This window comes from Mycolicibacterium iranicum (assembly GCF_014190915.1).
Taxonomy (GTDB): Bacteria; Actinomycetota; Actinomycetes; order Mycobacteriales; family Mycobacteriaceae; genus Mycobacterium; species Mycobacterium iranicum_B.
Genome location: NZ_JACHVU010000015.1, coordinates 59,447 through 72,535, shown reverse-complemented (window position 1 = coordinate 72,535; position 13,089 = coordinate 59,447). Strand labels below are relative to the sequence as shown.

Annotated in this window: 16 protein-coding genes; 4 read left to right on the top strand and 12 right to left on the bottom strand. The window is 70.1% G+C overall.

Features of this window, described 5'->3' with window-relative positions; genetic code table 11:
* Position 1: 1 nt before the first annotated feature.
* Both dinB and FHR72_RS23745 read right to left on the bottom strand, forming a co-directional pair.
* The gene (dinB, locus tag FHR72_RS23750; protein WP_183473102.1) at positions 2-1,237 is read right to left on the bottom strand and encodes a DNA polymerase IV; all 1,236 of its coding nucleotides are present in this window, start codon (positions 1,235-1,237) and stop codon (positions 2-4) included.
* A 24-nt stretch (positions 1,238-1,261) separates the two neighbouring features.
* Positions 1,262-1,915 (bottom strand): TetR/AcrR family transcriptional regulator, encoded by a 654-nt coding sequence (locus tag FHR72_RS23745; RefSeq protein WP_396888509.1) that lies wholly within the window; start codon positions 1,913-1,915, stop codon positions 1,262-1,264.
* A gap of 76 nt (positions 1,916-1,991) precedes the next feature.
* Here FHR72_RS23745 and FHR72_RS23740 point away from each other — a divergent pair, with 76 nt between their 5' ends.
* Complete coding sequence (locus FHR72_RS23740) at positions 1,992-3,467, top strand: flavin-containing monooxygenase (protein WP_183473092.1); 1,476 nt, start codon at positions 1,992-1,994, stop codon at positions 3,465-3,467.
* A 29-nt stretch (positions 3,468-3,496) separates the two neighbouring features.
* Here FHR72_RS23740 and rraA read toward each other — a convergent pair whose 3' ends face one another.
* Genes rraA through FHR72_RS23705 form a run of 7 tightly spaced genes read right to left on the bottom strand, consistent with a single transcriptional unit; the run spans position 3,497 to position 8,130 of the window.
* Positions 3,497-3,979 (bottom strand): ribonuclease E activity regulator RraA, encoded by a 483-nt coding sequence (gene rraA, locus FHR72_RS23735; protein ID WP_183473089.1) that lies wholly within the window; start codon positions 3,977-3,979, stop codon positions 3,497-3,499.
* A gap of 12 nt (positions 3,980-3,991) precedes the next feature.
* Positions 3,992-4,753 carry a MerR family transcriptional regulator gene (locus FHR72_RS23730; protein WP_183473086.1) on the bottom strand — a complete coding sequence of 254 codons (762 nt, stop codon included), beginning with the start codon at positions 4,751-4,753 and terminating at the stop codon, positions 3,992-3,994.
* A gap of 47 nt (positions 4,754-4,800) precedes the next feature.
* Entirely contained in the window at positions 4,801-5,370 is a 570-nt protein-coding gene (locus tag FHR72_RS23725) for a hypothetical protein (RefSeq protein ID WP_183473083.1), read from the bottom strand.
* 43 nt (positions 5,371-5,413) lie between these two features.
* The gene (locus tag FHR72_RS23720) at positions 5,414-6,337 is read right to left on the bottom strand and encodes a CopD family protein (RefSeq protein WP_183473081.1); all 924 of its coding nucleotides are present in this window, start codon (positions 6,335-6,337) and stop codon (positions 5,414-5,416) included.
* Positions 6,334-6,912: a copper resistance CopC family protein gene (locus FHR72_RS23715; protein ID WP_183473078.1), complete on the bottom strand. Its 579-nt coding sequence runs from the start codon at positions 6,910-6,912 to the stop codon at positions 6,334-6,336. The genes FHR72_RS23720 and FHR72_RS23715 overlap by 4 nt, the downstream gene beginning before the upstream one ends.
* 35 nt (positions 6,913-6,947) lie before the next feature.
* Positions 6,948-7,466 carry a hypothetical protein gene (locus tag FHR72_RS23710; RefSeq protein WP_311736238.1) on the bottom strand — a complete coding sequence of 173 codons (519 nt, stop codon included), beginning with the start codon at positions 7,464-7,466 and terminating at the stop codon, positions 6,948-6,950.
* A gap of 7 nt (positions 7,467-7,473) precedes the next feature.
* Positions 7,474-8,130, bottom strand: a complete 657-nt coding sequence (locus FHR72_RS23705; RefSeq protein ID WP_183473075.1) for a DUF6474 family protein — start codon at positions 8,128-8,130, stop codon at positions 7,474-7,476.
* 208 nt (positions 8,131-8,338) lie between these two features.
* On the opposite strand from FHR72_RS23705, the gene FHR72_RS23700 reads away from it, so the two are divergent.
* From FHR72_RS23700 to FHR72_RS23690, 3 genes are read left to right on the top strand one after another with little or no spacing between them, the layout of a single operon-like run.
* Positions 8,339-9,328 (top strand): hypothetical protein, encoded by a 990-nt coding sequence (locus FHR72_RS23700; RefSeq protein ID WP_183473072.1) that lies wholly within the window; start codon positions 8,339-8,341, stop codon positions 9,326-9,328.
* A gap of 60 nt (positions 9,329-9,388) precedes the next feature.
* Positions 9,389-9,880: an ImmA/IrrE family metallo-endopeptidase gene (locus FHR72_RS23695; RefSeq protein ID WP_183473069.1), complete on the top strand. Its 492-nt coding sequence runs from the start codon at positions 9,389-9,391 to the stop codon at positions 9,878-9,880.
* Entirely contained in the window at positions 9,877-11,043 is a 1,167-nt protein-coding gene (locus tag FHR72_RS23690; protein WP_183473066.1) for a hypothetical protein, read from the top strand. The genes FHR72_RS23695 and FHR72_RS23690 overlap by 4 nt, the downstream gene beginning before the upstream one ends.
* Before the next feature lie 38 nt (positions 11,044-11,081).
* Here FHR72_RS23690 and FHR72_RS23685 read toward each other — a convergent pair whose 3' ends face one another.
* The 3 genes from FHR72_RS23685 to sodN all read right to left on the bottom strand — a co-directional run bounded on the left by FHR72_RS23685 (position 11,082) and on the right by sodN (position 13,071).
* Positions 11,082-11,480, bottom strand: a complete 399-nt coding sequence (locus FHR72_RS23685) for a helix-turn-helix domain-containing protein (RefSeq protein WP_011782790.1) — start codon at positions 11,478-11,480, stop codon at positions 11,082-11,084.
* A gap of 458 nt (positions 11,481-11,938) precedes the next feature.
* Positions 11,939-12,472 carry a peptidase gene (locus tag FHR72_RS23680; RefSeq protein WP_183473063.1) on the bottom strand — a complete coding sequence of 178 codons (534 nt, stop codon included), beginning with the start codon at positions 12,470-12,472 and terminating at the stop codon, positions 11,939-11,941.
* Positions 12,473-12,648: 176 nt separating this feature from the next.
* Positions 12,649-13,071: a superoxide dismutase, Ni gene (sodN, locus tag FHR72_RS23675; protein ID WP_043413591.1), complete on the bottom strand. Its 423-nt coding sequence runs from the start codon at positions 13,069-13,071 to the stop codon at positions 12,649-12,651.
* Positions 13,072-13,089 lie beyond the last annotated feature (18 nt).

Below are 13,089 nucleotides of genomic sequence, written 5' to 3'. Positions count from 1 at the left end.
TCTAGTCGGGCAGCATCGGCATCTCCCAGCCCGGGTCGCGGCCGACCAGCACGCCCCGCGTGAGCGCCGTGTTGCCGTAGCGTCCACGCACCTTGTCGATGGCGAGGTCGATGGTCAGGGAATCGTGGGGATCGGGGCCGTGCGTGAGGGGCAGTTCGAGCTGCTGGGCGCCGTCGCGGTCGATGTTGCACACCGCGAAACCGATCAACGTCAACCCGCGCTGGGCGATCAGCGGCGCCGCGCCGTCGACGAGTCGCCGGGCTGCCCCGAGGATCTGGTCCGTCGACGCCGTGGCCCTGGGCATGGTGTGCGAGCGGGTGGCGCGGCCGAAATCGTCGAACCGCAGCCGCAGCACCACGGTGCGCCCCGACCGCCCCGCCGTGCGCATCCGCCGGGTGATCCGGTCGACGAGGTTCACGACCACCGCGTCGACCTCGTCGGCGGACATCGAGTTCCCCGCCCGGCCCAGTGCGCGTTGCGCGCCCACCGATCGGCGGCGCTGCCCGGTCACCACCCGGCGCCGGTCGACGTTGCGCGACAACGCGAACAGCTGGCGGCCCATCGCCCCGCCGACCATCGACCCGAGGGTCGCCTCGCTCAGTTCGGCCACGTCGGCGACGGTCTCGATACCGTGCACGCGCAGCTTGTCGGCGGTCTTGGCGCCCACTCCCCACAACCGCCGCACCGGCAGCGGATGCAGGAATGCGAGCTCGCGGTCGGGCGGGACCAGGAGCAACCCGTCGGGTTTGCCCTCCTGGCTGGCCACCTTCGCCAGGAACTTGGTGCGGGCGATGCCGACCGTGATCGGCAGGCCGACCTCGTCGCGCACCCGCTCGCGCAGCCGGGCCCCGATCTGCACGGGGGTGCCCGACACCCGGCGCAGCCCCGACACGTCGAGGAAGGCCTCGTCCACCGACAGCGGCTCCACGACGGGTGTGGTGTCACGGAAGACCTCGAAGACTGCGTCGCTGGCCGCCGAGTACGCCGACATCCTGGGCGGCACGACGATCGCCTGCGGACACAGTGCGCGGGCCTGCCGGCCGCCCATCGCGGTCCGCACCCCGTAGGCCTTCGCCTCGTAGCTGGCGGCGAGCACGACCCCGCCGCCGACGATCACCGGCCGACCGCGCAGGGAAGGGTCGTCGCGCTGCTCGACCGAGGCGTAGAACGAGTCGAGATCAGCGTGCAGGATCGTCGCCGACCGGGCTGCCGGCCGGACTGGAGCGGACACGAACATATGTTCGCATCCCGGTCCGACAGATCAGACCATCTCGCCGTAGATGCTGGTCACCCAGATGTGGACGAGGTTGTCCAGCACGCGGTGATCGGGGATGGAGGGCTGGTGGCCGGCGAAGGCCGCCGTCATGACCGACTCGTTCATCAGGTTCAGCGCCGTGGACAACTCGACCGCGGGCAGCGTCACGGGCGCCGCCCCGTCGGCCCGTTCGGCCTCGATCACCGCCGCGATGTGGTCGATCCAGCGCTGCATCGAGCGCGACCAGAGTTCGCGCGCTTCGGAGTGGCTGTTCTTGACGCCGACGGTGGCCGCGCAGACCGCGCGGTGCGCACCGAACGTCGAGACGAAGACGTCGATGCCGCGTCGCCAGATCGCGCGCCGTTCGGCCGGACGGTTGGCGATCAGGTCCTCCAGCGCGGCATCCGCCTCGGCGATGACCCGCTCCAGCAGCGTCAGCAGCACCGCGTCCTTGGAGCCGAAGTAGAAGTAGAAGGTGGGCCGCGAGATACCCGCCCCCTTGGCCAGGTCGTCGACGGAGATCTCGGCCAGCGACCGGTCCTGCAGCAGACGTTCGGCGGTCTCCAGGATCGCCAGCTCCCGGTCGTCGCCCGACGGGCGGGCGGCACGGCGGCCTCGCGCGGACCGGGGCTGATTCGTGGGGGTCACAGCTGTCGACACCCGTCAGACTTTACACGGTGTCGAAAGATTCAACAGGGTGTTGACTCGCTCGACACAGCGTTGATAGCTTTACGCCATGACCGAATTTGTCGACGTAGTCATCGTCGGGGCCGGCATCTCCGGCATCAGCGCCGCCTGGCACCTCCAGCAGAACTGTCCCGGCAAGAGCTACGCCGTCCTGGAACGGCGCGAGCGTCTCGGCGGTACCTGGGACCTCTTCAAGTACCCCGGTATCCGCTCGGATTCCGACATGTACACCCTCGGCTTCCACTTCAAGCCGTGGGCCACCGATCAGATGATCGCCGACGGACCCTCGATCTGGAACTACATCGACGAGGCGGCCCGGGAGAACGGCATCGACAAGCACGTCCGCTACAGCCACAAGGTGGTGTCGGCCAACTGGTCCGACGAGGAGCGGCACTGGGAGCTCACGATCGACCGCGACGGCGAGCGCATCCAGCTCAACACCGGCTTCCTGTGGGCCTGCAGCGGCTACTACAACTACGACGAGGGCTTCTCGCCCGAGTTCCCCGGCGCCGAGGACTTCACCGGCACCGTCGTGCACCCGCAGCACTGGCCCGAAGACCTGGACTACCAGGGCAAGAAGGTGGTCGTGATCGGCAGCGGTGCCACCGCCATCACGCTGATCCCTGCGCTGATCGACAGTGGCGCCGGCCACGTGACGATGCTGCAGCGCACCCCCACCTACATCGGCTCGCTGCCGGACAAGGACCCGTTCGCCGCGCGCGCGTACCGCATGCTGCCGGAGAAGACGGCCTACACGGCGGTGCGCTGGAAGGCGATCCTGCAGGCGACCGCGCAGTACCAGCTCGCTCGTGCGCTGCCGAACGTTTTCCGAAAGGCCCTGCGCACCATGGCCGAACGGCGTCTGCCCGAGGGATTCGACTACGACCGCCACTTCGCGCCCGACTACAAGCCGTGGGACCAGCGGGTGTGTCTGGCGCCCAACGGTGACATCTTCAAGGCCATCCGCAAGGGCAAGGCCGACGTCGTCACCGACACCATCGAGCGTTTCACGGCCACCGGCATCCAGCTGAGCTCCGGTGAGCATCTCGACGCCGACATCATCGTCACCGCAACGGGTTTGAACGTGCAGTTCTTCGGCGGAGCCGATGTGCTGCGCAACGGGAAGCCCCAGGACCTCGCCGACTCGGTGGCCTATAAAGGCATGATGCTGTCCGACGTGCCGAACATGGCGTTCACCTTCGGCTACACCAACGCGTCGTGGACCCTGAAGGCCGACCTGACGTCGGAGTACGTCAGCCGGTTGCTGCGCTACATGGAGGAGAACGGCTACGACAGCGTCGTGCCCCGCGAACCCGGCAGCGATGTCGAACGCCGGCCGTTCGTCGATCTGACCTCCGGCTACATCAAGCGGGCACTGGATCGCCTGCCGAAGTCCGGATCCAAGGCGCCGTGGCGGCTCAAGCAGAACTACCTGGTCGACCTGCGGGTGATCCGCAACGGCAAGATCGACGACGACACGCTGGAATTCACGTCCGAGCGCGCTCAGGTGGCGGCGTCAGCCTGACCCGGCCCGCCTGACCCACCCCGTACGACTCAGCCTGCAGCGGTGACGACGATGCCGTCGTCATCGCTGTAGGCGATGTCGCCCGGGGTGAACACCACGCCGCCGAACTCCACGCTCTCGTCGCGCACACCCGCACCGGTCTTCGTGCTTTTGCGCGGATTGGTGCCCAGCGCCTTGATGCCGATGTCGAGTGTGCGCAGGGTCGAGGCGTCCCGGACCGCGCCGTTGACGATCAGGCCGGACCAGCCGTTCGAGCGCCCGAGCTCGGCGATCAGGTCGCCGACCAGGGCGGTGTGCAGCGACCCGTCCCCGTCGATGACGAGCACGCCGCCGTTACCCGGTTCGGACAGTACGGATTTGAGCAGTGCGTTGTCCTCGAAGCACCGCACGGTCGTGATCGGTCCGGCGAATTCGGACCGGGCACCGAACTGGCGGAACTGCAGATCGCAGCTGCGGACGTCGGGGCCGATCTCGTCGACCAGGTCTGCGGTGGGGCGCGGCGTCACAGTCACCCCGTCAGTATCTCAGCCGCCCGATCGCCCGGCCATGATGACGTCGTGCAGATACCGGGCCAGGCCGGGCTCGACGTCGTCGTAGTAGCGGGTGAACCGTTCGTCGGCGATGTACATCTCGGCCAGACACTGCTGCATGTGCTCGTCGCAGTCGTAGAACCGGTGGATCGACCGGCGATGGCGCTCGCGGAGTTCCTCGGCCCGCGCCGAGCCCGGCGTCACGCCGTCGCGCTTGGCGTGCGCCAGATCCGTGAGCAACGCGTCGCCCTCGGCCTTGACGTCGATCCAGTCCTGCTTGGTGAAGGATGACGTGCGTTGTCGTGACTGCTGCCACGCGTCGGTGTCACCCCAGCGCTGCTCGGCCTCCTCGGCGTACTCGTCGTGAAAGGCGTTGGTGCCGAAGATCTCCGCCTGTTCGGCGGCCGTCAGTTGAATTCCCTTGCCGTGCGCGCTCATCAGTTCCTCCACTGCCCGGATCGTCGCTGTCAGCTGCTCCTGCCGGGCCAGCAGGAGAGCGTGTTGATGTGTGAGTACGGTCTGCACGTCGGCGCCGGGATCGTCGAGCACGCGCCGGATCTCGTCGAGGGGCAGCCCGGCGGACCGGTACACCAGGGCCAGGTGGAGGCGCTCGATGTCGGCATCGGTGTACCCGCGATAACCGGCGCCGGTCCGGACACTGGGCACCACGAGGCCGATGTGGTCGTAGTGGTGCAGGGTGCGCACGGACACACCCGTGAGTTCGGCGACGGCGCCGACGGAGTGCGTGGTGGTCATGCCCCCACTATCGACCCTGACGTGGCGTGAGGGTCAAGTGAATTGGGTCATCTGCTGTTGCCGCGACGGGCAGCGATCAGCACGACGAGGATCGCGAGGACTCCCGTGACGACCGCCGCCGCGATCGGCAGTCTGGTGCCGTTCGGCGCGGAACGCGGCGCGGGTACGGGCGCGGTGACGGCGGTGCTGGCCGTGGCCACCGTCGACTTCGCCTGCGCAGCAGCCTCTTCGGCGGCCGAGACGACGGCCGCGCGTGAATCCGGCGCGGTGGCCGGTGGCGCTGTGGGTGGCGCGGTGGGCGGGGTGGCCGGTGGCGCTGTGGCCGGTGGGACTGCTTTCGCGGGGGCCTTCTTGGCCGGTGCCTTGTTGGCCGGTGCCTTGTCGGCGGGCGCTTTGTCGGCGGGCGCCTTCTTGGCGGGAGCCGCCTTCTTCGCCGGTGTGGCCGCCGCCTTCTTCGCGGGGGCCTTCTTCACCGGCGCCTTCTCGGCGGGCGTGTTCTTGGCGGGGGCCTTCTTCGCCGCAGCCTTCTTCGCCGGGGGCGCGGGCGGCACCGGGGGCTGAGCCGGTGGGGTTGCGCTATCCGGACTTTCGTCGGTCCGATCCGGCTGGTCTGCCATGCGGACCATCATGCCAGGTCGCGGGTCGAGCGGATCCCGCGCTTCACCCGGTGACCGACAGCGTGGCCGCGGCGGCCAGCGCTGCCGCCATCAAGGCCAGCTCGACGTGGGCGCGGGTGCGCGAGACCGCGGCGGTGCTGCGGTGCGCCCGCGCCGACGGCAGCCAGATCTCCCGGTTGCGCCACGCCAGCGCGATGAGCACGGCCGTCAGTCCGATCTTGACCGAGAGCACGCGCCCGTATCCCGTCGCGAAGAGCTCGGTCGCCGATCCGAGCACGGCCGCACCGCCGGCGAGCCCGCCGACGAGCAGGACGACGACGCAGCCCAGCGACAGCTGGGAGAACCGGGGCAGCACGCGCGCCCACTGGCCGCGGTGATCGACCGTCAGCACCAGAGCTGCCAGAACACCGCACCAGAGCGCGGCGGCGAGCGCGTGCACGGCGACGGCGATGCCACCCACCGCACTGTCCGACAGGTGCCCGGTCATCGGATATCCGAGCACCCCGATACCGGCGCATCCGGCCGCGACGGCCATCGCGGCCCCGTGCCGGGGCGCCACCGCGGCGAGCGCGCACACCACGGCGGCGGCCACCACGGTCAGGACCCCTGCCCGCCCTGCAGAGGTCTGCAGCGCGAACTCCGCGGCGGTCCGCAGGCCCAGGCCGGTGACGGCGGTGCCGGCGGCTTCGGCGCCGGCCAGCACCCACCGCACCAGCTCGGCGATCAGCCAGGCCGCCGAGGACAGGACCAGCGGTGCGCGTCGGCGGCGGACCAAATCGTCGCGATACCGGGGTCCGTCGAGTGCCGGAACCACGGTCAGGCCGAGCGTCACGACTGCCGCTGCGTCTGCCACGGCCCGCACGAGAGCCGGGCCCAGAGCGCTCGCCGGATAGGCCAGCCCCCACGCCAGGACGCACGCCGCGACGGTGACGAGCACGCCGCCGGCCACCGCGCGACGGTGCGTCACGACCTGCGCCGGACCGCCCACAGCGCGCCCGCGGCCACGATCGCGGTCGCGGCGGCCACGAATGGCCACACCGGCGGGCCGTCCGGGGCACTGTCGGGCGACCCCGTCGACGTGCCGGACGCCGTGTCGGGCGCCGCGGACGAGGAGGGGGGCGTGGGCGCAGCGGCCGGCCCGTTCGCCGGCGCGGGCGCAGCGACCTCGTAGGACCACGATCCGGTCACGACGTGTCCGTCCGCGGACGTGGCGCGGTAGTTCGCCGTGTAGGTGCCGGCGGGTCCCCCCGGTTTCAGGGCGACGCGGATGACCGGGCCGTCGACGCCGGGGTCACCGTCGGACCACTGCTCGCCGTCGGGTCCGATGACCGTCATCGCCGCGAACCGGGCCTGCATGGCCTCGTTGAACGTCGCGCTGACGCTCGCCGGTGGACGTGGCAGCGTCGCATCCTCGGCCGGGTCGCTGGCGATGCGGGCGGCGTGCGCCCAGGCGGATCCTGCGGCGCCGAGCCCGCCGGCCAGCAGGCCCGCGGTCATCGCCGCCACGAGCAAAGCGTGCAGCGCACGCTGAAGTGACGTCATTGCTTGATGCTTTCTTCAGAGAGGGTCGGGGTGTGTCAGCGGGCGGCGAGCGCCGGCGGACCCCGGTGAGGCATCGAGGACGCGACCATCAGCGTCGCGTGCCGAGGGTGATGCGAGGCGGGCAATGCCGCGGCGGGTGGCTTGGTCGCGGGCCGGCACGTGAGCCGGGTGACGGCCCGCACGGCGCGCGAGAGCGCGTGGCCGAGCCGGTCGCCGACGCTGATCAGCGCGGCGCCGACGGCGATCGCCGCGACATGGGCGACCACCATGGCCGATACGGCGAGGGCGTCGCCGTGTCCGTGGTCGTGGGGCTGGGCGGCCAGCAGCGCGTGGCCGGCGAGCTGCCCGACCGTCAGCACAGCGGCGAGGACCCGCACGTCGTGCGCACGGGAGAGGGTGGCGGCCGCGAAGCCCGCCACCGCCGCCGTCACCAGCAGCTGGAGCAGGACCGGTCCGGCCGGGCCGCCGCCTCCGCCGAGGCCGTGCGCCGCCGGGGTGAGGGCTGCGGTCAGCAGCCCCACCGCCGAACCGCGCAGCCGCGCAGGGGCTTTCACCGACGGGTCAGACGACGCCCAGGCGCGCCATCAGGTCGGCGTCGATGCCGTCGAGCTGCTCGGCGATCGACGCGTGCGCGCCACGGCGGCGGGCCGACGGCATGTTCTCGGCGGCGGCCACGGCGGCACCGAGATCGCTGAGACGCTCGGTGATCGCGGTGACGAACTGCTTGGTCTCGGCGTCCTTGGGGCGCTTCTCCGACAGCATGCGCAGGGACTGCTCGGCGCCGGCGATGCGGGCCGACAGCTGCGCGCCGTGCCCGGAGAACTGCCCGAGCTGGCTCAGCGGCACGCCGAGCTGATCGGCCCGGCGCTCGTCGATCAGGCCGCGGGCGGCGATCGAGGCGCGGTACACCAGCGGCACCGCCACCGGCGCCAGCAAACGGGTGATGGTCAGCACCCTGCGCACCTTGCCGGGGGAGAACAGCTTGCCCTCCCGGACCGCCTTCAGCTGCGTCTCGGCGATTCTGAGTGCGGCGCGGTCGCTCTCGCGCTGCGCCCGCACATGGGCTTTGAGTGCGCGGGTCTGCGCCTTCTGCTCGGACTTGAACCGGCGGACGTCGTTCTTCGCCGACAGCTTTGCTTCGAGTTTGGCCTTGGCCTTGATCGCGCGGGCCTCGGCCTTGCGGGTCGCGCGGGATTTGCGTCGCTTGAACAGGGCCATCCCTGCGGCCTCCCAGCTCTCTCATCGGCACGTACCACCCGGAACGGGGCGGTGACGCCCAACCCTATCGTTCGCCGCGCACCGCAGGTGTCGCGCTCCCCGGTGCACGGGTGGTTTCCCCTTCCCAGCAAACGGAAAAGGGGGTTTGTGCAACAATCGACGCACATCGGGGTCAGACGGGCCAGGTCCGTCGGAGGGTGGTAACGACGTGGGTTCGCGGGCGCGTGTCGCGGCGGCGACCTGCTTGCTGGCCTCGGGACTACTGGCCGGCGGCGGCGGTGCTGCGACCGCTTCGGCCGACCCGGGGCCGGCGGATCCCGACAGTTCGGTTGAACGCGGCGAACGGGGTAACCCCACCGAGGTGCCCGCCGACCGCGCATCTGACGCCCCCGGCAAGGACGACGCCCCCGGCAAGGACGAGGCCGCCGGCAAGGACGAGGCCGCAGGCAGGGGCGAGGCCGCAGCCGAGGAGCCGGTCCCGACCGCTGTCGACACGGACGCCGACGGCGGCGCAGGCCGCGAGCCGGGGGAGGAGCCGCAGGAGAAGCCCGTGCTCCCGCCCCCCTGCTGCGAGGACGGCGGCGACGACTGCGACCCGGGCTGGCCGTGGCCCTGGCCTCGGCCCGAGCGCCCGGAGCGTCCCGACAACGACAACGATTACGGGCCCGACGACGACCGCCCGGTGGGCGGGCCCCAGACCGGGCTGCCCGCCGGTGGGCGCCCGGGCGGATCGGATGTGATCGACATCGTGCCGATCGACATCCTGGGCAGCGACATCGCCGGCAGTGAGGTGGCCGAAGCCCCGATCAGCGTGCCGCTGGTCCTGCCGGCCCCGCTCGCGCTCAGCCCCGCCGTCACCCCCGGGGCGGCACCCGGCGGAACACCCGGTGCTGCCTCGGGCGGCGGGCGCGTCGAACCCGGGCCCCCGGCCCCGCGACAGGCAGCGCCCTCGCCGGCAGGCCCGGAGCCCGTGCCTGCGGCGGCCGCCGGGGGCAGCCTCGGGATGCCGGTGTCGGTCGGCCGGCCGGGTTACGGCGAGTACCTGCGCACGGCGGGAATCCCGCAGATCGCCGTCTTGGCGCTGCCGGGTCTGGCAGGGATCCTGGTTCTGACCGGTGCCGGCGGGCTGCTCGGCTATCGGCAGGCGAAGGCGGCGCACGGCGTGCGCACAAGCGGGAGAACGCGCTTCATGAACTAGAGAACCGCCCATGGGCAAGGGTGGGCGGCGCATAGTGGAAACCATCGAGAGGGGGAAATCATGCCTGCGAGCCGAAGCGTCACGCGCGCAGTCAGTGACGTGCTCGATCTGGCTCCACGACGGGGTGAGGTGTCGCTGCCCCGTCTGGTCGAGGCCGTCAGCGAGAGCCGGGGCCGTCCCATCGAACTCACGACCGCGGAACTGCCGCCCGGAGTGTCCGGCCAGTGGCGCCAATATGCCGACCGCGACGTCTTCCTGATCCAGCAGGGCCTGCCGGCGTGGGACCGCACACTCGCCCACGAACTCGGCCACCTCGTCCTCGGGCACGAGGGCATTCCGGTCGTGCAGGCGGCCAGGGAGAGCACGGAGCTCGCCAGCTCCGACCTGATCGGCTACATGCTCAATCAGCGCACCGGATGCATGGGCCCCAGCGGCGAGGACGCCGAGCAGGAGGCCGAGGATTTCGCGGCGCTGCTGATCTACCGGCTGGGGCGGCTACCGTCGGACCGTTCGTCGATCGTGCAGGTCCGACTCGGAGAGGCGTTTGGTTGATCGTCTGGGTGATCGCCGGTCTCCTCGGATTGGCGACCGGCCTGCGGATCGGCTGGGCGCTGGTGAACAAGCAGTCGCTGGTGAGCACCGCGATGATCCTCGCGCTGGGCAGCCTCGGCGTGGTCGCGGCTCTCAACTGGCAACCGCTGACCCTGCTCATCGACACCATGCTGCGCTGGCCGAACATCTCCATGGGGCTCAGCCAGGTCGCGCTGATCGGGTGTGCGGCGGGCAGCTGCGTGATGATCACCACGGTCTCGTCGAACCGCAGACCGGCGGCCGCCAAGAAGATCGCCCTCGCGCAGTACGCCGTCGCCGCGGTGATCGCCGTCGTCAGCCTGGCCCTGTTCCTGCTCGCGGGCCAGCAGCCGGAGATGGCGCCCGAGGAGTACCTGCGGCGCAATCTCGGCGCCGGCGGCAACGCCGCACCGTGGCTGCTCCCGCTGCTCTACGTGCTGCTGGCGCTGAGCCTGGTGGCCTGGGCGGGCCTACGGCACTCGAATCGGACCCGGCGCGGAAGGGCGTTGTTCGTCTTCACGATCGGCATCGTCCTGATCGTGCTGGCGCTGGCCTTTTTCCTGCTGCGCGTGGCGGGCACGACCGGCCTGGTCGGTGTCGGCGCGGCCGCCACCCTGCTCGGCTGCGCGATGCTGATCGTCGCGGCCGGTTCCCTGCTGCCGAGCCTGGAGGACTGGTTCGGTGCGCGCCGGGAGCTGAGGGTGATCCAGCCGCTGCTCGACGAGCTCGGACGCCGCCATCCCGACGTCGGTATCGGGGTGCGGCCGAGGGGACCGCTGGTCTTCCGTGTCGCCGAGCGGATGTCCCTGATCTCCGACGCGCTGTTCCTGGAGGCCACGGCCGCCGACGGCGCGCTGCGCCCGGTCGACCCCGCCGGGGTCGAGATCACCGACCTCGACGAACTCGTGGAACGCGCGGAGCTGGAAGCTCCCGATGCGTCACCGACCGAGCAGGCGCGCGCCGTCGCCGAATGGATCTTCGACGGTAGGGACGACGCCGCCGGAGGCGGCCGGGAGAAGTTCCCCGGGCTGGCATGGCTGCGCCAGCCTGCAAGCTATTCCGACCGGGAGTGGATTCTCGAGATCGCCCGCCAATACCGACTGCTCAGCAGTGGTTTTCCGGCCGCAGTCGACGAGGCCGAGTAGGTGCCGTTGCCGACCGCCCAGCACGCACCGACAGCGGGCTAATCGTCGAGGTTCTCGCGACGACGCAGTTCGTCGACCTTCTGGACGATGTCCTGCTTGGCTTCCGCCGAGAGACCGACCGTGCGGGCCGCAATCCGGCGAACGCCTTCGTCCCGCATGCCGGCGAGCAGGGTGAGCTCCTTGTCGAGCTTCTCGTAGTACTCGTCGTCGGTGAAGTACGCGGGCTTGATGCGGAAGAAGTTGGCAAGCGCCGCCATGGTTGCCACGGAGGGGTTGGTTCGGTTGCCGGAACGCAGCTGCGACAGGTACGGGGCCGACATGGTGACACCCTCGGCCTTGAGCGCGGCGATCACCTCGGCCGAGGTGTGCGGGCCACGTCCTGGCGGGTAGACGGTGTCGAACAGGCGATTGAGGCGAGCGGCAAACGTGTTGCTCATCGTATTGACCTCCACAGACAAGCGAGCGGTTTCATAGGGCGGCGTATTTGCTGATCATCGTAGCGACAGTTGTGGCCACAACCAAGTGCAAACCGGGTAAAAGTGAACTCGGTTCGCGGAAGCGGTGCGCCGCTGCTGGCGTGAACGGCGCAAACACTCGCACTTTGTACAGCGATCGTACGGTGCGGTTAAGCAAATACTAACGCGACCGTTGTAACGATACTCGCGCCACTTTCGATGGCGCGAGTCACAGCAGCCCCATTTGTTACCGCTGGCAACGATGCCCTCTGGTCTACCTCATGCCCCTGAGCGTTTGCTGAGGAAACCCGGTTCTGCCGAGCTCACCACGCCGGCGGACCCGCTGCACGCCATGTGAAAGTGCAAACTCGAGCAAGCGCCCAGGAAAGGACAGCCTGTGAAACTGTCAGTAGCCAGTGGCAGGCCCCGAGGTGACGCGCTCAGGCGGCCAGAAGCATGGCCAGAATCGCGGTGTCCGGGTGGCTGATCGGATCGACCCCGACCCGGCTCACCATCGACGTGACCGTGCCGTCGGATTCGGCCTCCACCCACGCGGCCCGATGCTCCAGGCCGAGATGCGGCAGGCCGGGCAGCAGGACGCACCCCGACGCCGCTCCGGTGCACTCGGGCAGCGAGGGCGTCGTCTCCGAGGGGGGATGCAGCATCATCAGCGCCGGCGGCTGCCGATCGGCGAAGTGGCCCGGCGGCACCGCCGCGTCTCCGACGACAGTTCCCTCGGCCAGGACCAGGCCGACGGTGCCCGGCTCGGGTTCGTCCGGCAGTTCTTCACGGACGCCGAAGATCGTGGTCGTCGACAGCAGGCCCGGCATGGAGGCGACCCGGACGGCGACCATGAGCAGCTGGGCCCACTCCTTCGTGGAGTCCGGCCACCGGCCTGACACGACGAAGCCCTTCAGTGACCCACGAGAATGGAACGGCGCGATCTCGATCGCCCGGCCGGAACCGAAGTCCATGTCGCCTCCCGGTGTCCTCGACGCAGTGCCCGACACGCCCGTGGGTCGATCCGCTCAGAATGCGGGAGAGAGCCGTTGGCACGCAATAGGACACGATTGCCAGCAGGTAACGAAACAGACCCGGCCCGGTCCGAGGACCGAGCCGGGTTGTGACTGCCAGGAGTGGTTGAGCCGTATCAGGCGGGCGGGTACACGCCCATCTGCTTGCCCTTGTCCGTCTGCCAGAAGATGTCGGAGATCTCGTCGATCGTCTTCAGCAGCTTCTCGGCCACGGCGGCGTCGAGGGACTTCTTCACGTCGCCGGCTCCGTGCACGCCGTCCCAGAAGAGCTGGTGCAGGTTCGGGAACTGCTCGAAGTGGTCCTTGGTGAAGAAGTCGGCCCACAGAACCATCAGGTGGTGCTTGACCTCTTCGGCCTGACGCTCCTTGATGATGATGGCGCGAGTCTTGAAGTGCTCGTCGTCGGAGTCGTGGTACTTCTGGATCGTCTTGAGGCAGGACAGCGCCTCGATCTTGGCCTGCGCGGGATCGTAGACGCCGCAGTACAGGTCGCAGTGGGCGTGGGCGGGGGTTGCGTTGGCGAACAGTCGATGCAGCATGGGCCTAACTTACCCTTA